Source organism: Arthrobacter sp. zg-Y919 (genome assembly GCF_030142045.1).
Classification (GTDB): domain Bacteria; phylum Actinomycetota; class Actinomycetes; order Actinomycetales; family Micrococcaceae; genus Arthrobacter_B.
Map to the genome: position 1 here is coordinate 2374331 of NZ_CP126242.1, position 17563 is coordinate 2391893.

Genomic DNA, 17563 nt, shown 5'->3' on the forward strand with positions numbered 1-17563 from the left:
CTGATGCCCGTCCCGGCCGGTCCTGCGGCTTGGGGTGACTTAACCGGCCAGGATGGCCGCGCCGTACGCGGGCAGCTGCACGGCGTCGCCGTAAAGCTCCACCGGTACGGTTTCCAGCAGGACTTCCGCCTGCTTACCGAACGGAAGCGGCACTTCCCGGGGCGTGTCGGCGAAGTTCATCGCCACTGCCGTGGACCCCCGCCGCATCACCAGCCAGCGTCCCACCTCGTCATACTCCACCTGGACGTTACGCAGGTCCGGGTCCATCAGGTCGGGGGTGTCCCGGCGCAGCGTCAGGAGCCTGCGGTACAGGTCCAGCAGCCGGCCGTGGTCACCTTCCTCCACCTCGGACCAGTCCAGCTTCGAGTTGGTGAAGGTCGTCGGGTCCTGCGGATTGGGCACCGTGTCCGGGTCCCAGCCCATCCGTTCGAATTCCTTCAGCCGACCCTCCGCCGTGGCCTTCCCCAGCTCGGGTTCCGGATGCGAGGTGAAGAACTGCCAAGGCGTGGAGGCCCCGAATTCCTCACCCATAAAGAGCATGGGGGTGAACGGTGAGGCCAGGCTCAGCACCGCGCCGAGGGCCAGCTGCTCGTAGCCCAGGGCCGCACTCAGCCGGTCGCCCGCGGCACGGTTGCCGATCTGGTCGTGGTTCTGGATGGCCGTCACCAGCTGGCGGGCCGTCACCTGCTCCTTGTCCAGGGGACGGCCGTGGCCGCGTTCCCGGAAGGAGGAGAACGTTCCGTTGTGGAAGAAGCCTTCCTGCAGCACCTTTGCGAGGGCCTCGATGGAATCGAAGTCCTCGTAGTAGCCGCCGTTTTCGCCCGTCAGGTTGGTGTGGGCGGCATGGTGGAAGTCATCGGACCACTGGCCGGCGAGGCCGTAGCCGTTGACGCTGCGCGGGGTGATGAGCCGGGGATTGTTCAAATCCGACTCCGCGATCAGGAACAGCGGCTTGTCCAGGGCCTCGGCGCACTGATCCGTCGCGGCGGCGATCTCCTCCAGGATGTGCACGGCCCGTTCATCGTGCAGGGCGTGAACTGCATCCAGGCGCAGTCCGTCCACGTGGTAGTCGCGGAACCACATCAGGACGTTGTCCACGATGTACTCGCGGACGGTGTCGGAGAGCGGTCCGTCCAGGTTTACCGAGTCACCCCAGGTGTTCGACTTCCCCTCCGTGAGGTAGGGGCCGAACATCGGGAGGTAGTTGCCGCTGGGGCCGAGGTGGTTGTAGACAACGTCCTGGATCACGCCCAGGCCGGCCTGGTGTGCGGCGTCCACAAACCGCTGGTAGGCCTCCGGCCCGCCGTAGGTCTCCTGCACCGCGTACCAGAGCACTCCGTCGTAACCCCAGTTGTGGGTTCCGTTGAAGGCGTTCACCGGCAGCAGTTCGACATAGCGGACCCCCAGGTCCACCAGGTAGTCCAGCCGGCCGATCGCCGCGTCCAGCGTTCCCTCGGGAGTGAAGGTCCCGACGTGCATCTCGTAGATCGCGCTGCCGTCGAGCCCCGGCGAGACCCATCCGGAGTCGTTCCACTGGTGCAGGTCCGGGTCAAAGGTCCGCGAGAGTGCATGTACTCCCCCGGGCTGCCGCCGGGACCGGGGGTCCGGCACCGGCGTCTCGGCGTCGTCAATGAGGTACCCGTAGTCAATGTCCTCGGTGAGTTCGGCGTGCTGGGCGTGCCACCAGCCGTTCTCTCCACGGGTCATGGACAGGCGCCGGCCGTCGGCCAGCAGTGTCATGGTGCCGGCTTTCGGTGCCCACACGTCAAAGTCGGTCCTCATTCGCCGTCCTCCCGAACAAGCAGCGCCACCGGATAGGTGCCCAACAGGTCTGCAGCCGCCAGCCGGCCGCTGCTCTTATGCGTGTTGCCGGTGATGATGTCCCGGTAGGTGCCGGGGGCCAGGACGACGGCGGTGTCCTGCCAGCCGCCGCGCCGTTCCAGTCCCAGCGGAAGGCGGGTCACCAGGGCCACCGCGCCGCCGCGGTCGAACCCAAAGAGGTGTTCCGCTGCGGATCCCTCCACCGCCACGGGAACGTACCCCGTGAACAGCTCGGGCCGGCCGCGCTTGAGCTGCAGCGCACGGGTGGTGACCAGCAGCTTCGCTGCCGCATCCTCATCCAGCGCGGGTACACCGGCGTCGGCGAACGACGCCGCAACCCCGCGCCGGCGGGCAAAGTCCACCTCGCGCCGGTTGTCCGGGTCCACCAGCGAGCGGTCCCAGAATTCCGTGCCCTGGTAGACATCCGGAACGCCCGGCATGGTCAGCTGCAGGAGCTTGGCGGAGAGCGAATTGCTGTATCCCGCCGTGCGGACCCGGTCGACCAGCGCGGTGATCACGGCGTTGACCTCGGGATTGTCGAACGCGGCATCGATGGCTGCATGCATGCGCTTCTCGAATTCCGCATTGGGAGCCGTCCAGGTGGTGCTGCTGGAGGCTTCCCGTGCGGCCTTCTCGGCGTAGGCGTGGGCACGCTCCCGGCTCAGCGGCCAGGCTCCGACGAATGTCTGCCAGAGCAGGTTCGCCATCGGCCCGTCGCCCATCGGAACCAGGGAGTCCAGGCGCGTGAACGCCTCGCTCCACTCGTCCGGAATTTCCGCGAACACGGAAATCCGGGCGCGGGTATCTTCGCTGCGCTTGGTGTCGTGCGTGGTCAGGGCAGTCATGGCCGCCGGCTGTTCCAGCTGCCGGCGGAGCAGGCGGGTGTGCATGTCGAACGGTGCCACCGAGAAATGTGCCGGGTCTGCGCCCACCTCGTTCAGCGACGTCAGGCGGGAGTACCGGTAAAACGCCGTGTCCTCCACACCCTTGGCCATCACCATGCCGGAAGTCTGCTGGAAGCGGACCGCCAGCTCCCCCAGGCGGTCGAGGGACACAGCATCCGCGGAACCGTCCGCCGGCAGCGGGTTCAGCAGCGGATGCAGGATGTCCAGGGCGGCAGCCAGATCGGGCCGGCGGACCTTCGCGGCAATAACGGCCTCGGTGAGGTGGTCGGCGCCTTCGGGCAGGTAGCTGCGGTACACCGGGAAGCAGGCCAGCAGTTCAGCAATCGCGTCAGCTGCCGTCTCTGCGTCCAGCCCGGAGTCCGCGGGAAGCAGGCGCACCAGGCGCTGGACTTCCGAGTGCAGCAGGGCATCGGCAATAACCCGCTTGGTGCCGTGGATCATGTCCGCATACGGCTCCATGGGCACCAGCGCAGTCAGTGTTTCGTTGCCCGCAGGGTCGACGAACAGCCGGTCGATGTCGGCGAGCGCGTCGTAGCCCGTGGTGCCTTCGGTCTCCCAGTCCGCGGCGAGCTTCTCGCCCGGTTCCAGGATCTTTTCCACCAGGATGTACGCGCCGCCGGTGATCTCGCGCAGGCGGGCCAGGTAACCCTTCGGATCGGCCAGGCCGTCCGGGTGGTCAATGCGGAGTCCGTCCACGAGGCCTTCGTCGAACCAGCGCTTAACTTCGGCGTGGGCCTCGTCAAAGACCCAGGGTTCCTCCACGCGGATACCGGCGAGGGTGTTGACTCCGAAGAACCGGCGGTAGTTCAGCTCGTTGTCGGCGCGGCGCCAGTTGATCAGCTCGTAGGACTGGCGGGCATGCACGTCCTGCGCGCTGTCACCAACCGAAGCGGTGCCGGCAGCCACCGGGAAACGGTGGTCGTAGTAGTGCAGTTCGCCGTCGACCAGCTTGAGCTGCTCGAGTTCGTTGCCGCCGTCGCCCAGGACGGGCAGCCGCAGCTTCCCGTCCGCGGCGTCCCAGTCGATGTCGAATGCCTCGGCATACCGGGAGTTGCGCCCCTCGGCCAGCACGGACCACCACCACTTATTCCGGTGCGGCGTGGCGATGCCCATGTGGTTGGGCACAATGTCCACCAGCACGCCCAGTCCGGCCGCGTGGGCGGCGTCGGACAGGGCCTTCAAGCCCTCCGCGCCGCCCCGGGTCGGATCCACTGAGGAGGGGTCGGTCACGTCATAGCCGTGGTCCGAGCCCTCCTCGGCGGTGAGGATGGGTGAAAGGTACACCCAGTCCACGCCGAGGCCGGCCAGGTACGGCACCAGCTCCGCGGCGTCGAACAGGGTAAAGGACGGACGGATCTGCAGGCGGTACGTGGAGAGCGGTGTCCTCATTCAGCAGCCTCGGTGTTCTGGGCTGCCATGGCGGCGAGGGACGCCGCTACGGAGTGGTCGTGCTCCTCTTCCTCTGCATGTGCCCGCAGGACCACCATCGACTTGGCGGCCACGGTCAGCTGGCCGTCAGCGGCAACCGGCTCGGAGCCTGCGTATTCACCGGCGGTGTCGATGACCGTGTCCCACATCGGGGCGTATTCCTTGGACGGAAGGGTGATCTTCACGGCTTCGTCGTGCGCGTTGAAGTACAGGAGGAAGTTCAGGTCCGTGATGCGCTGTCCACGTGCATCCTTGCCCGAAATCCCCTGGCCGTTCAGGAACACGCCCAGGGAACGGCTGACCGGGGTGTCCCAGTCATCCGGGGACATGGTGGAACCGTCCTCGTTCAGCCAAACGATGTCCGGCAGCGCCTCGCCCTCTCCCCGGCGGACCGGACGGCCGTCGAAGAAGCGGCGGCGGCGGAACGTGGGGTGCTCGGCACGCAGCGTGTTGACGGCGGCGGTGAATTCCAGGAGCGGGGCGTCCATGGTCTCCCAGTTGATCCAGCTCAGCTCGGAGTCCTGCGCATAGGTGTTGTTGTTACCCTGCTGCGTCCGGCCCAGCTCATCGCCGTGGGCGATCATCGGCACGCCCTGCGAAAGGAGCAGGGTGGCAATGAAGTTGCGCTGCTGGCGGGCCCGCAGCGACAGGACCGAGGGATCATCCGTGGGGCCCTCGACGCCGCAGTTCCAGGACCGGTTGTGGGATTCGCCGTCGTTGTTGTCTTCGCCGTTGGCCTCGTTGTGCTTTTCGTTGTAGGACACGAGGTCATGCATCGTGAAGCCGTCGTGGGCGGTAACGAAGTTGATGGACGCCACGGGGCGGCGGGCCGAGGACTCGTACAGGTCCGCGGAGCCGGTGATGCGGGAAGCGAACTCGCCCAGCGTGGAGGGTTCTCCGCGCCAGAAATCGCGGACGGTATCCCGGTACTTGCCGTTCCATTCGGTCCACTGCGGGGGGAAGTTGCCCACCTGGTAGCCGCCGGGGCCAACGTCCCACGGCTCGGCGATCAGCTTGACCTGGGAGACTACCGGGTCCTGCTGCACCAGTTCAAAGAAGGCGGAGAGGCGGTCGACGTCGTAGAACTCGCGGGCCAGGGTGGAGGCCAGGTCAAAGCGGAAACCGTCAACGTGCATTTCGGTGACCCAGTAGCGCAGCGAATCCATAAGCAGCTGCAGCGAGTGCGGGTTGCCCACGTTGAGGGAGTTACCGGTACCGGTGTAGTCCATGTAGTACTTCTTGTCGTCCTCCACCAGCCGGTAGTAGGACGCGTTGTCGATGCCCCGGAAGGACAGCGTGGGGCCCATGTGGTTACCCTCGGCGGTGTGGTTGTAGACCACGTCGAGGATGACTTCGATGCCTGCCAGGTGCAGGGCACGGACCATGGCCTTGAACTCCTGGACCTGCTGGCCCTGGTCGCCGGTGGCGCTGTAGGTGTTGTGCGGGGCGAAGAAGCCGATGGTGTTGTAGCCCCAGTAGTTCGACAGTCCCTTTTCCTGCAGGGTGGAGTCGTTGACGAACTGGTGCACGGGCATCAGTTCGATGGCGGTGATCCCGAGCTTCTGCAGGTGTGCGATCACGGAAGGATGGGCGACGCCGGCATAGGTGCCGCGCTGGTCCTCGGGCACGTCGGGGTGCGTTTCGGTGAGGCCCTTGACGTGCGCCTCGTAAATCACGGTCTGGTGGTACGGGATCTTCGGCTTCCGGTCCCCGTCCCAGTCGAAGAACGGGTTGATCACCACGCCCATCATCATGTGCGGGGCGGAATCCTCGTCATTGCGTGAGTGTTCGTCGCCGAAGTTGTAGCCGAACAGCGCCTGGTCCCAGTCGATCTCGCCGGCAACGGCCTTGGCGTAGGGGTCCAGCAGCAGCTTGTTCGGGTTGCACCGGTTGCCGTTCTCCGGGTCATTCGGCCCTTCCACACGGTAGCCGTACTTCTGGCCCGGCATCACCTGCGGCAGGTAGCAGTGCCAGACATATCCGTCGACCTCGGTCAGCCGGACCTGGTGCTCCGTGCCGTCCTCATCGAACAGGCACAGGATTACGGAATCCGCCACCTCGCTGTAGAGAGCGAAGTTGGTGCCGTTTCCGTCGTAGGTTGCGCCCAGCGGATAGGCATCTCCCGGCCAAACTTCCATGTAGTGCTCCTGAACTAGTTCCCTGACAACACAAAATTGATATGTCTACTTACTTTTTTACCTCAGACATGGATCTTACTTGAATTCGGGTACTCCCCTGTCGGGTGAGTTCCGCAACAAGCGCCTGGATCCGCGGTCCGAGTTGTGACGGCTGAACGGGGCCATCGGCGGCTGCAAGTGCTCCTGCGCGGCCGTGCAGGTGGGCTGCGGCCGCCGCCAGGCGGGCATAGTGTCCCGGTCCCCGCGCGTCCTCCGGGGTGCGGTCGGTCGCCAGCAGCGCCCCGAGGATGCCCGAGAGGGTGTCTCCGCTCCCCGCCGTCGCGAGCCACGGTGTGGCGTCGGCCTGGCTGTACACCTCGCCGGTGGGTGCTGCCGCCACTGTCGCCCAGCCCTTGAGCAGGACGGTGGCGCCGGTGCGGGCGGCCGCGAGGCGGGCGTAGCGGAGCGGATCGGCTTCGATCTGCGCACGTTCGGCGTCCTCGCCCAGGGAACCCAGCAGTGCTGACAGTTCCCCGGCGTGGGGAGTGAGCACGACGCCGGGGTGCAGCCCGGGGCGGACGGCACCGATCGCGTCGGCGTCGATGGCTGCGGGCAGCCCCGAGGCCATGGCATCCTCTGCCCGGCGGCGCTGGTCCGCGTCGTTGCCGGCGCCCGGACCGGCGAGCCAGGCCTGGACATGGGTCTGTGGAACGCTGCCTGTTCCGCAGACTGCCTCCGGATGCGCCAGGTTGATCAGCCGGGCCACGGACTCCGGCCCCAGGTAGCGGACCATGCCGACGCCGGTGGCCAGCGCCGCCCCGGCAGCCATCAGCGCGGCCCCGGGATAGGTGTCCGACCCTGCGGCAATGCCGAGGACTCCGCGGCTGTATTTATGGTCCTGCGCCGCGGGCAGGGGGATCAGTTCCGCCAGGTCCTCCGCCTGCAGCCGGTAGGCGTCCGGGCTGCCCAGATAGGGGCCGAGCCCAATATCGACGCAGTGGATTTCTCCGGCGGCGACGGCGCCCGGTCCGGCCAGCAGGCCGGTCTTGACGGCTCCGAAAGTGACGGTCAGGTCCGCCCGCAGGCAGGTTCCGCCGGTCCGGCCGGAATCGGCATCCACCCCGCTGGGCAGGTCGCAGGCGACGACCAGCGGCGACCGCCCCTGCAGCCGTGCCGTGTTCAATGCCTCGGCCAGGTCCCGCACCGGGCCGCGGAGTCCGCCGCTGCCGCCGGTGCCGAGCACGCCGTCGAGCACGGCGTCGGCCGCCAGGGCCCCGCCGGCAAGTGCTGCGGCATTGTCTTGAGTGAGGCTCACGGTTGTCCCGCCGGCCGTCTGGAAGGCGGCCAGCGCCTCGGGATGCGCGTGGGCGGAGGTCAGCACCGCCGTCGCCGCGGCTCCCCGCCCGAGGAGCCGGGCTGCGGCAAACAATGCGTCTCCCCCGTTGTTGCCGCTGCCGGCCAGCACAACAACCCGTGCACCGTAGATCCGGCCGCGGCGGGCTCCCAGCCGGGACGCCGTGGCGGCGTACAGCCCGTAGGCTGCACGCTGCATCAGCTCCCCGCCCTGCCCGGCGGCGAGCAGGGGGGCTTCGGCCCGGCGGACGGCCGTCCCGGTGTACGCACTGATCATGCGCCCGGTCCTAGCCTTCGGCGATGACCATTGCCGTAGCCATGTCCCCGTCATGACTCAGTGACAGATGCCAGGTCTGCACGCCCTTGCCCTCGGCGACGGCGGCGACAGTGCCGTCGATCTTCAGCTGCGGCGCTCCGGCGGAATCCAGCAGGACCTCGCAGTGCTGCCAGTTCATGCCGGCCGGGGCGCCGAGCGCCTTGGCTACTGCTTCCTTTGCCGCGAACCGCGCGGCCAGGGAGCGCAGGTTCAGCTCACGTTCCGCCGGGGCGAAGAGCCGCGCCCGGAGCCCGGGCGTGCGCTCCAGCTGACGGCCGAACCGCGGCACGTCCACTACGTCGACGCCGATTCCGATAATCACCGGTAATGCTCCTTATTCCACCGTGACGGACTTGGCCAGGTTGCGCGGCTGGTCGACGTCGAAGCCCTTGGCCGTCGCCAGCTCGCAGGCAAAGATCTGCAGCGGCACGGTCGTGAGCAGCGGCGCCAGCAGCGGCGGGGTTTCCGGCACGTAGAAGATGTGTTCCGCGTAGGCCTTGACGGCGTCGTCGCCTTCTTCGGCGATCACGATGGTCTTGGCGCCGCGGGCGCGGATCTCCTGGATGTTGGAGACCACCTTCGCGTGCAGGGAATCGCGGCCGCGCGGCGACGGAACCACCACGAAGACCGGCTGGCCTTCCTCGATCAGCGCGATCGGGCCGTGCTTGAGCTCGCCGGCGGCGAATCCTTCAGCATGGATGTAGGCCAGTTCCTTCAGCTTCAGTGCGCCTTCCATGGCTACCGGGAAGCCCACATGGCGGCCCAGGAACAGGACGGAGCGGGTGTTGGCCATCAACTGGGCCAGCTCCTTGATCTGCCCGGAGTTATCCAGCACCTGCTGGATCTTGTCCGGCACCTTTGCCAGGTCCGCGAGGATGTCCTTGATTTCGCCCTGGAACTTGTTGCCGCGGATCTGTGCCAGGTAGAGGCCCAGGAGGTAGGCGGCGGTGATCTGTGCCAGGAAGGCCTTGGTGGAGGCCACGGCGATCTCCGGTCCAGCGTGTGTGTACAGCACGGCATCCGATTCCCGCGGGATGGTGGAGCCGTTGGTGTTGCAGATGGCCAGGACCTTCGCGCCCTGCTCCTTGGCATAGCGGACGGCCATCAGGGTGTCCATGGTTTCCCCGGACTGGGAGATGGCGACAATCAGTGTATTCGAGTCGACAATCGGATCCCGGTACCGGAACTCGTGGCTGAGCTCCACCTCGACCGGCAGCCGGCACCAGTGCTCGATGGCGTACTTGGCCACCTGGCCGGCATACGCGGAGGTGCCGCAGGCCAGCACCATGATCTTGTTGACGTTCCTCAGTTCCTCGGGGCTGACACGCAGCTCATCGAGGGTGAGGCGTCCGTCAATGTCCGACCGGCCCAGGAGGGTGTCCCCCACGGCCTGCGGCTGGTCGTTGATTTCCTTCTCCATGAAGGAGTCGTAGCCGCCCTTTTCGGCTGCGGCGGCGTCCCAGTTCACGTGGAACTCGGTGCCTTCGGCCGGTTCTCCGAAGAAGTCGGTGATCTGGACGGAGTCGGGAGTGATGGTCACTACCTGGTCCTGTCCCAGTTCGACGGCGCGGCGGGTGAAGTCGATGAAGCCGGACACGTCCGAGCCGAGGAAGTTCTCGCCCTCGCCCAGCCCGACGACGAGCGGGGAGTTACGCCGGGCGGCAACCACCGTGCCGGGGGAATCCGTGTGGACCGCCAGCAGGGTGAACGCACCCTCAAGCTGCTGGCAGGCGAGCTGCATGGACCGTGCAAGGTCCCCTGCGCCTTCGCCGCGGTAGATCGATGCCAGAAGAGCAGCGGCGACCTCGGTGTCGGTTTCGGAGACAAACACGGCGCCGGCGGCCAGCAGTTCGGCCTTCAGCTCGGCGAAGTTCTCGATGATGCCGTTGTGAATCACAGCCAGACGGCCGTTGTCCGCGAGATGCGGGTGGGCGTTTTCGTCCGTGGGGCCGCCGTGGGTGGCCCAGCGGGTGTGTCCGATGCCGGTGGTGGCCGGAGTCAGCGGTGACGACTCCAGTTCAGCCACCAGGTTGGCCAGCTTGCCGGACTTCTTCCGGTACTCGATGCCGAGGGGAGTGAGAACGGCGACACCTGCGGAGTCGTAGCCGCGGTATTCCAGCCGCCGCAGGCCTTCCATCACTACGTCAAGGGCACCATGACCCAGCGCATTGATTCCTGCACCGGCGTCCGGACGGCCTGCATATCCAATAATTCCACACATAGCACTAAGCGTACCGGCCCGCGCACCGGTTGCCGAAAGCACGGGGGCGGGCGGGAATGGCGCGGCGTGTATGGGCCGGTCCGGCCGTTTGGGTTTGCCTGCTGTTCAGGGCAGAATTCCTTACGTGACCGAACGCCATGTAAAGGCCTCCGCGGCAACCCCGCCCGAGAGCAGTTTCACCCCCTTCGTCGAACTGGACCGGAAAACCTGGTCGCGTCTGTCACACGAGATCCGTTCTCCCCTGAACCAGGAGGACATCCTGCGGCTGCGTGGCCTCGGCGACCAGCTGAACCTCGAGGAAATCCGGGAGGTCTACCTTCCACTCTCGCGGCTGCTTAACCTTTATGTGGCTGCGGCCGGCCGGCTGCACAGCGCCACCACCACGTTCCTCGGTGAGAAGACCACCCGCACGCCGTTCGTCATCGGGGTGGCCGGTTCCGTGGCGGTAGGCAAGTCCACCACTGCCCGCGTCCTGCGCGAGATGCTGCGCCGGTGGCCGGAAACGCCAAACGTGGAACTGATCACGACGGACGGTTTCCTGTACCCCAACGCCGAACTGGAACGCCGCGGCCTGATGCAGCGCAAGGGCTTTCCGGAATCCTATGACCGGCGCCGGTTGCTGCGCTTTGTGAGCGAGGTCAAGAGCGGGGCCGAGGAAGTGCGGGCACCGAAGTATTCACATCTGACGTACGACATCGTGCCGGGTGAAGAGGTGGTGGTACGCCGTCCCGACGTTCTCATCGTTGAGGGCCTGAACGTCCTGGCCCCGGCGCGGATTCGTGCGGACGGGCGCACCGGACTCGCACTGAGCGATTTCTTTGACTTCTCCATTTACGTGGATGCCCGGACCTCCTACATCGAGGAATGGTATGTCCAGCGTTTCCAGTCGCTGCGCACCGGGGCCTTCGCCGATCCGGCGTCGTACTTCCACCGCTACGCAGACCTCACGGACGAAGAAGCACGGGCCACCGCCCTGGACATCTGGAAGCGGATCAACGAGCCGAACCTCACCACCAATGTCCTGCCCACGAGGGGCCGCGCCCAGTTGGTGCTCACCAAGGACGCGGACCACTCCGTGCGGCGGATGCTGCTGCGGAAGACCTGACCGAAGCGCCGGCCAGGTCCTCCGCTAGACTGCTGCGCCGGCGTCGGCGCTGAGCGCCAGGTTAAGCTCGACCGTTTCCGCGAGGCGGCGGGCCGTTTCAGCGGCGGTCTCCATGTCCGCTGCCTCCACCATGACCCGGACTACCGGTTCGGTTCCCGAGGGGCGCAGCAGTACCCGGCCGGTTTCGCCCAGGGCCTGTCCTGCCAGCTCGACCGCACGCTGGACCGTCTCATTCGAGTGGACGGCGGACCGGTCCACCCCCTTGACGTTAATGAGCACCTGCGGAAGCTTCTGCATCACGCCGGCGAGCTCTTTGAGGCTCTTTCCGGTCCGTGCCACCTGTGCGGCAAGCTGCAGGCCCGTGAGGACTCCGTCTCCGGTGGTTGCGTACTCGGAGAAGATCACGTGCCCGGACTGCTCCCCGCCGAGGCTGTAGCCGCCGCCGCGCATCCCTTCGAGCACGTAGCGGTCCCCCACACCGGTTTCGATCACCTGGATGCCTGCGTCGCGGAGGGCGAGCTTCAGGCCGAGGTTGCTCATGACAGTTGCCACCAGGGCATCGTCCTTCAGCTTGCCGGCTTCCTTCATGGCCACGGCCATGATCGCCATGATCTGGTCGCCGTCGACGACCGTGCCCTCATGGTCCACGGCCAGGCAGCGGTCCGCGTCGCCGTCGTGCGCAATGCCGAGATCGGCGCCGTGTGCCACGACTGCCGCCTGCAGCTGCTCCAGGTGTGTGGATCCGTAGCCGTCATTGATGTTGATGCCGTCCGGCTCCGCGCCGATGACCACCACCTCTGCGCCTGCGTCGGCAAAGACCTGGGGCGAGCAGCCGCTGGCCGCGCCGTGGGCGCAGTCCAGTACGACCTTGAGGCCCTCGATCCGGTTCGGGAGGGTCTGCAGCAGGTGGACCACGTAGCGGTCCTCGGCGTCGGCGAAGCGGTGGATCCGCCCAACGTCGCTTCCGGTCGGGCGCATGCTGGGAAGCGCCATTTCTGCTTCGATGGCGTCCTCGACGGCGTCATCCAGCTTCTGGCCACCGCGGGCCAGGAACTTGATGCCGTTGTCGGGGGCCGCGTTGTGGGATGCGGAGATAACGACGCCGAAATCGGCACCAAGGTCGGCGACCAGGAATGCTGCGGCCGGGGTCGGGAGGACACCGGCGTCGAATACGTCCACACCGGAGCTCGCAAGGCCGGCTTCCATGGCAGCGGAAATGAAATCACCGCTGATCCGGGGGTCACGCGCCACAACGGCCACCGGACGGCGGCCCTGTTCTACGCGGCGGTGGCCCAGCACTACCGCAGCGGCTTGGGCGAGCCCGAGGGCTACTTCGGCGGTGATCAGTCCGTTGGCCAGCCCACGGACGCCGTCCGTTCCAAACAATCTAGTCATTACGTATCCTCAAGCAGGTTGTAGCCACAGCGGAAACCGCCCACGGGCAACTTACTGGCCCATTCTGCCACCGCCGGGCCCCTGCGGCCGAAACGGCAAACAGCAAAGTACGCGGTTGGCGGGTAAATTCCGCCGCGGGTGTGGTGAACCCAACGTGGCAGCAGCACTTAAACGCCAAAAGGCAGCCGCCGTAGCGACTGCCTTTTGATCAAACCCCGGCACTGAACCAGCTCTTGTGCATCCAAGCGCTGAATTGGCGCTTGTGGAGCCAAGCCCCGATCGGCGCTTGTGGAGCCAAGCGCCAATTCAGCGCGAGGGACCCTTCGTGCAGTCGCTCCAGCGACTGCACGAAGGGAAGCGCTGAATTAGCGCTTGGAGTACTGCGGTGCCTTACGGGCCTTCTTGAGACCGGCCTTCTTACGCTCGATGACGCGGGCGTCACGAGTCAGGAAGCCTGCCTTCTTCAGGGCGGGGCGGTTGTTCTCGCGGTCGATCTCGTTCAGCGAGCGGGCAACGCCCAGACGCAGCGCGCCGGCCTGGCCGGAGGGGCCGCCGCCGTGGATGCGTGCGATGACGTCGTAGGCGCCTTCGAGGTCAAGAAGCTTGAACGGCTCGTTGACTTCCTGCTGGTGCAGCTTGTTCGGGAAGTAATCCTCGAGCTCGCGGTCGTTGACGATCCACTTGCCGGTACCCGGGACAAGGCGCACGCGGGCAATAGCCTGCTTGCGGCGGCCCACGGCGGAACCGGGGACGGTCAGGGCGGGGCGTTCCTTGACGTCGGCCTGAACCGAGTCAGAGGATTCCGAGGTGTAGCTCGAAAGCTCCTCGGTGTTTTCATTCAGCTCTTCAGTGTTCTGAGCCACGATTCTCCTTGAATTAATTTCTTAGTTGGCGGGCCAGAACTACTGGGCGACCTGGTTGATTTCGTAGGTCTTGGGCTGCTGAGCGGCATGCGGGTGCTCGGCACCGCGGTAGACCTTCAGCTTGCTGATCTGGTCAGCAGCCAGGGAGTTCTTGGGCAGCATGCCTCGGATGGCCTTCTCAACTGCACGTACCGGGTTCTGCTCCAGCAGTTCGGCGTAGTTGACGGAGGACAGACCGCCCGGGTAACCCGAGTGGCGGTAGGCACGCTTCTGTTCGAGCTTGGCGCCGGTGAGGGCAACCTTCTCGGCGTTGATGATGATGACGAAATCGCCCATGTCCATGTGGGGAGCAAAGGTCGGCTTGTGCTTTCCGCGCAGCAGTGTTGCGGTCTGGCTGGCAAGACGGCCTAGGACAACGTCGGTGGCGTCAATGACGTGCCACTGGCGGTTGATGTCGCCGGGCTTCGGGGTGTACGTACGCACGGTGTTTGCCTTCGTTTCTTCTTCTTAGGTGGCGCGCCGCCCATGGATGCCATGGACAGTGCAGCTTCTCTATGCGTTACCGGATGGTCAGGTGAGGACTGAATTAACCAGTGGTCCTGATATCTCGGCTATTTCCCCGGGGCCAGGTGGCTCTGCAACTGAGCCGCTCCCGTGGGCATAGGCCTATCGAGGTAGGACACGCACAACGACTATAAACAATAGCCTGCTTACGTAGTCTGGTCAAAAGCTGCCGGGCGCCGGGATATGGGATTTGCCCCCATTTTACGACCCAGACGCCGGGATGCGCTATTTGCGCTGCGCCCGGGTCAGCTCGGCCCTGAGTGCCAGGTGGGCGTCCGCCGGGTAGCGGACCTCTTCCAGCACCAGCGGGTGGGGCGGTGCCAGGAGCGATTTCGAGTCCCGGACCCGCGCAATCAGGCGTTCGGCCAGCCACTGGGGCCTCCGCTCCCCCGCGCCGACCAGCAGGGAACCGCCCACCAGCGACCGGACCATATTGTGACAGAAAGCATCTGCCTGGATGTGCGTGGTGACGATCCCGTCGGCTCCCCGGCGGAAGTCGAACTCCAGGAGTTCGCGCGTGGTGGTGGAGCCTGTCCGCGGCTTGCAGAACGACAGGAAGTCCCGGATCCCGAGGACTCCCGCGGCGGCTTCGTTCATCCGGTCGACGTCCAGGGGTGCTTTGAACCAGAGGGTGGTGTGCCGCGACAACGGGTCCCGGCTCTCCGGCAGGTCGCAGATGCGGTAGCTGTAGCGCCGCCACAGTGCCGAGAAACGGGCGTCGAAGCCTGCCGGGGCGGGGGCGGCCGACAGAACTTCCACGGCACCGCCCAAAGCGTCAATGGCACGCCGCTGGAGGCCGGCCTGCCGTGCCGGCATCGTCAGTTCCTTGTTCAGCACCCCGTGCAGCCTGCGCCGCAGGGACACCCCCGGGTCAAGGTCCCGTCCCCGGGCCAGTTCATGCCATTCGGCTTCGGTGAGGTCGAAGTGCACCACCTGTCCCCGGGCGTGCACGCCGGCGTCGGTCCTGCCCGCCACGGTCAACCGGACGTGGCGGCGCAGCAGGACTTCCAGTGCGTCCTCAACCAGGCCCTGGATGGTCCGCAGGCCGGGCTGGGCGGCCCAGCCGGAGAAGGGGGCCCCGTCATACGCGAGGTCCATCCGGACGCGGAAAGGCCCGCCGTCCATTTCGGGGACGGCGGGCCTTTCAATAGTCATAGCACCCATATTAAGGGCACCGGGACGTCAGCGAAGAATTACTTCTTCTCTTCGGTCTCTACGACTGCTTCGGGTGCCTCTTCAGCGGAGTCGGCAGACTCAGCGGAATCAGCGGAATCGGCGGACTCAGCGGAATCGGCAGATTCTGCGGAGTCAGCAGACTCAACGGCCGGAGCCGGAGCTGCGGCGGCTGCGGCGGTGCTGGCTTCAGCAACAACCGACTGCTTGGCCGAAAGGGGTTCCAGTACCAGCTCGATGACGGCCATGGGAGCGTTGTCGCCCTTGCGGTTGCCGATCTTGGTGATACGGGTGTAACCGCCGTCGCGCTTCTCGACTGCCGGAGCAATGTCGGTGAAGAGCTCGTGGACGATGCCCTTGTCGGAGATCAGGGCCAGGACGCGGCGGCGGGAGGACAGGTCCCCGCGCTTTGCGAACGTGATCAGGCGTTCTGCGTAGGGACGCAGACGCTTGGCCTTGGTCACCGTGGTGGTGATCTGCTTGTGCTCGAACAGCTGCGCGGCAAGGTTGGCCAGCATCAGGCGCTGGTGTGCCGGGCTGCCTCCGAGGCGCTTACCCTTGGTGGGTGTAGGCATTACATTTTCTCCTCAAACGGTGCCGTGCGGTGCTTCATAAGCCCGACGGCAAGAATTTGCTTCAGTTAGAGCTCGTCGTCCGAATACTCGGACTCGTCCTCTTCAATAGCTGCGGCACGGGCGGCCAGATCGAACCCGGGAGGGGAATCCTTCAGGGACAGACCCAGTTCAACCAGCTTTGCCTTCACCTCGTCGATGGACTTCGCACCAAAGTTGCGGATGTCCATCAGGTCAGCCTCGGAGCGGGCTACGAGTTCACCCACAGTGTGGATGCCTTCACGCTTGAGGCAGTTGTACGAACGCACGGTCAGCTCGAGGTCTTCGATCGGCAGTGCCATATCGGCTGCCAGTGCGGCATCCGTGGGGCTCGGACCGATTTCGATACCTTCAGCGGCGGTGTTGAGTTCACGTGCCAGGCCGAACAGTTCAACCAGGGTGGTACCGGCAGAGGCGACGGCGTCGCGCGGTGCAATGGCATCCTTGGTTTCGACGTCGACAATCAGGCGGTCGAAGTCGGTGCGCTGCTCAACGCGGGTGGCCTCCACGCGGAAGGTCACCTTCAGGACCGGCGAGTAGATGGAGTCGACCGGGATGCGGCCGATCTCCTGGTCACCGGACTTGTTCTGGCTGGCCGACACATAGCCGCGGCCGCGCTCGATGGTCAGTTCGAGTTCGAACTTGCCCTTCGAGTTCAGCGTGGCAATGTGCAGGTCGGGGTTGTGGAACTCCACGCCGGCCGGCGGAGCGATGTCCGCAGCCGTAACCACGCCGGGGCCCTGCTTGCGCAGGTAAGCCACAACGGGTTCGTCGTGCTCGGAGGAAACCGAGAGGTTCTTGACGTTCAGGATGATCTCGGTGACATCTTCCTTGACGCCGGGAACCGTCGTGAACTCGTGCAGCACGCCTTCGAGCCGGATGCTGGTTACAGCGGCACCGGGGATGGAGGACAGCAGGGTACGACGGAGGGAGTTACCAAGGGTGTACCCGAAACCGGGCTCCAGGGGTTCAATGATGAACCGTGAGCGGTTGTCGGCTACGACTTCTTCAGTGAGGGTGGGGCGCTGTGCAATGAGCACTTGCATTTCCTTTCAGCGAGCATCCGCTATATGACGCAACACAAATGGTGGAAACGACGACGACGGGTCTTCCGCGGGCGTCTTGGACGGCTAACAGCCAGCCCGGGACCGGGGACCTGCGGCGGGCAGGCCACTTCGGAAAGTGGCCGTGCCCGCCGGAGGAAACCCGGAACCGCAGTGCTGCTTATACGCGGCGGCGCTTCGGGGGACGGCAACCGTTGTGCGCGCTCGGGGTGACATCCGAAATGGAGCCAACCTCCAGGCCGGTGGCCTGGAGCGAGCGGATAGCGGTTTCGCGGCCGGAGCCCGGACCCTTCACGAAGACGTCGACCTTGCGGACGCCGTGCTCCTGTGCGCGCTTAGCGGCAGCTTCAGCAGCCATCTGAGCAGCGAACGGGGTGGACTTACGGGAGCCCTTGAAGCCAACCTCACCGGCGGAAGCCCATGAGATAACAGCACCGGACGGGTCCGTGATGGACACGATGGTGTTGTTAAAAGTGCTCTTGATATGCGCCTGGCCGAGCGCGATATTCTTCTTATCCTTGCGACGCGGCTTGCGGACCGCTCCACGAGTCTTGGGGGGCATTACTTCTCCTACAAAGAGTTTGGTTTAGGTGGCCCGGATTCGGGCCGTGGCCGAAAGACCGCTTA

General features: G+C 65.8%; 14 protein-coding genes. 1 reads left to right on the forward strand and 13 read right to left on the reverse strand.

The window, feature by feature from the left end:
* Nucleotides 1-39 precede the first annotated feature (39 nt).
* The 6 genes from treZ to glmS are packed head-to-tail and all read right to left on the reverse strand — an operon-like array spanning nucleotide 40 to nucleotide 10161.
* A complete protein-coding gene (treZ, locus tag QNO10_RS11105; protein WP_229947328.1) occupies nucleotides 40-1782 on the reverse strand; it encodes a malto-oligosyltrehalose trehalohydrolase in 1743 nt (580 codons plus the stop codon).
* On the reverse strand, nucleotides 1779-4115 hold the full coding sequence (treY, locus tag QNO10_RS11110) for a malto-oligosyltrehalose synthase (RefSeq protein WP_229947326.1): 2337 nt from the start codon (nucleotides 4113-4115) through the stop codon (nucleotides 1779-1781). Before treY ends, treZ begins: the two co-directional genes overlap by 4 nt.
* A complete protein-coding gene (glgX, locus tag QNO10_RS11115) occupies nucleotides 4112-6292 on the reverse strand; it encodes a glycogen debranching protein GlgX (RefSeq protein ID WP_229947324.1) in 2181 nt (726 codons plus the stop codon). The genes treY and glgX overlap by 4 nt, the downstream gene beginning before the upstream one ends.
* 49 nt (nucleotides 6293-6341) lie before the next feature.
* On the reverse strand, nucleotides 6342-7901 hold the full coding sequence (locus QNO10_RS11120) for an NAD(P)H-hydrate epimerase (RefSeq protein ID WP_229947323.1): 1560 nt from the start codon (nucleotides 7899-7901) through the stop codon (nucleotides 6342-6344).
* Between the two features lie 10 nt (nucleotides 7902-7911).
* Nucleotides 7912-8262 carry a holo-ACP synthase gene (locus QNO10_RS11125; protein ID WP_229947321.1) on the reverse strand — a complete coding sequence of 117 codons (351 nt, stop codon included), beginning with the start codon at nucleotides 8260-8262 and terminating at the stop codon, nucleotides 7912-7914.
* 12 nt (nucleotides 8263-8274) lie between these two features.
* Nucleotides 8275-10161 carry a glutamine--fructose-6-phosphate transaminase (isomerizing) gene (gene glmS / locus QNO10_RS11130; protein WP_229947317.1) on the reverse strand — a complete coding sequence of 629 codons (1887 nt, stop codon included), beginning with the start codon at nucleotides 10159-10161 and terminating at the stop codon, nucleotides 8275-8277.
* Nucleotides 10162-10231: 70 nt separating this feature from the next.
* On the opposite strand from glmS, the gene coaA reads away from it, so the two are divergent.
* A complete protein-coding gene (gene coaA / locus QNO10_RS11135) occupies nucleotides 10232-11266 on the forward strand; it encodes a type I pantothenate kinase (protein ID WP_442860239.1) in 1035 nt (344 codons plus the stop codon).
* Between the two features lie 24 nt (nucleotides 11267-11290).
* Here the strand turns inward: coaA and glmM are convergent, their stop codons facing one another.
* The 7 genes from glmM to rpsK all read right to left on the reverse strand — a co-directional run bounded on the left by glmM (nucleotide 11291) and on the right by rpsK (nucleotide 17498).
* Nucleotides 11291-12661, reverse strand: coding sequence for a phosphoglucosamine mutase (gene glmM / locus QNO10_RS11140; RefSeq protein WP_229947314.1), 1371 nt, complete (start codon nucleotides 12659-12661; stop codon nucleotides 11291-11293).
* A gap of 365 nt (nucleotides 12662-13026) precedes the next feature.
* Nucleotides 13027-13524, reverse strand: coding sequence for a 30S ribosomal protein S9 (gene rpsI, locus QNO10_RS11145; protein WP_227918696.1), 498 nt, complete (start codon nucleotides 13522-13524; stop codon nucleotides 13027-13029).
* Nucleotides 13525-13563: 39 nt separating this feature from the next.
* Entirely contained in the window at nucleotides 13564-14007 is a 444-nt protein-coding gene (rplM, locus tag QNO10_RS11150; RefSeq protein WP_227918698.1) for a 50S ribosomal protein L13, read from the reverse strand.
* Between the two features lie 306 nt (nucleotides 14008-14313).
* A complete protein-coding gene (locus QNO10_RS11155; protein WP_229947312.1) occupies nucleotides 14314-15243 on the reverse strand; it encodes a tRNA pseudouridine synthase A in 930 nt (309 codons plus the stop codon).
* A gap of 38 nt (nucleotides 15244-15281) precedes the next feature.
* Complete coding sequence (gene rplQ / locus QNO10_RS11160) at nucleotides 15282-15836, reverse strand: 50S ribosomal protein L17 (RefSeq protein WP_229947311.1); 555 nt, start codon at nucleotides 15834-15836, stop codon at nucleotides 15282-15284.
* A 65-nt stretch (nucleotides 15837-15901) separates the two neighbouring features.
* Complete coding sequence (locus tag QNO10_RS11165) at nucleotides 15902-16912, reverse strand: DNA-directed RNA polymerase subunit alpha (protein ID WP_229947310.1); 1011 nt, start codon at nucleotides 16910-16912, stop codon at nucleotides 15902-15904.
* 184 nt (nucleotides 16913-17096) lie between these two features.
* The gene (gene rpsK / locus QNO10_RS11170; RefSeq protein WP_104052715.1) at nucleotides 17097-17498 is read right to left on the reverse strand and encodes a 30S ribosomal protein S11; all 402 of its coding nucleotides are present in this window, start codon (nucleotides 17496-17498) and stop codon (nucleotides 17097-17099) included.
* Nucleotides 17499-17563: the final 65 nt, after the last annotated feature.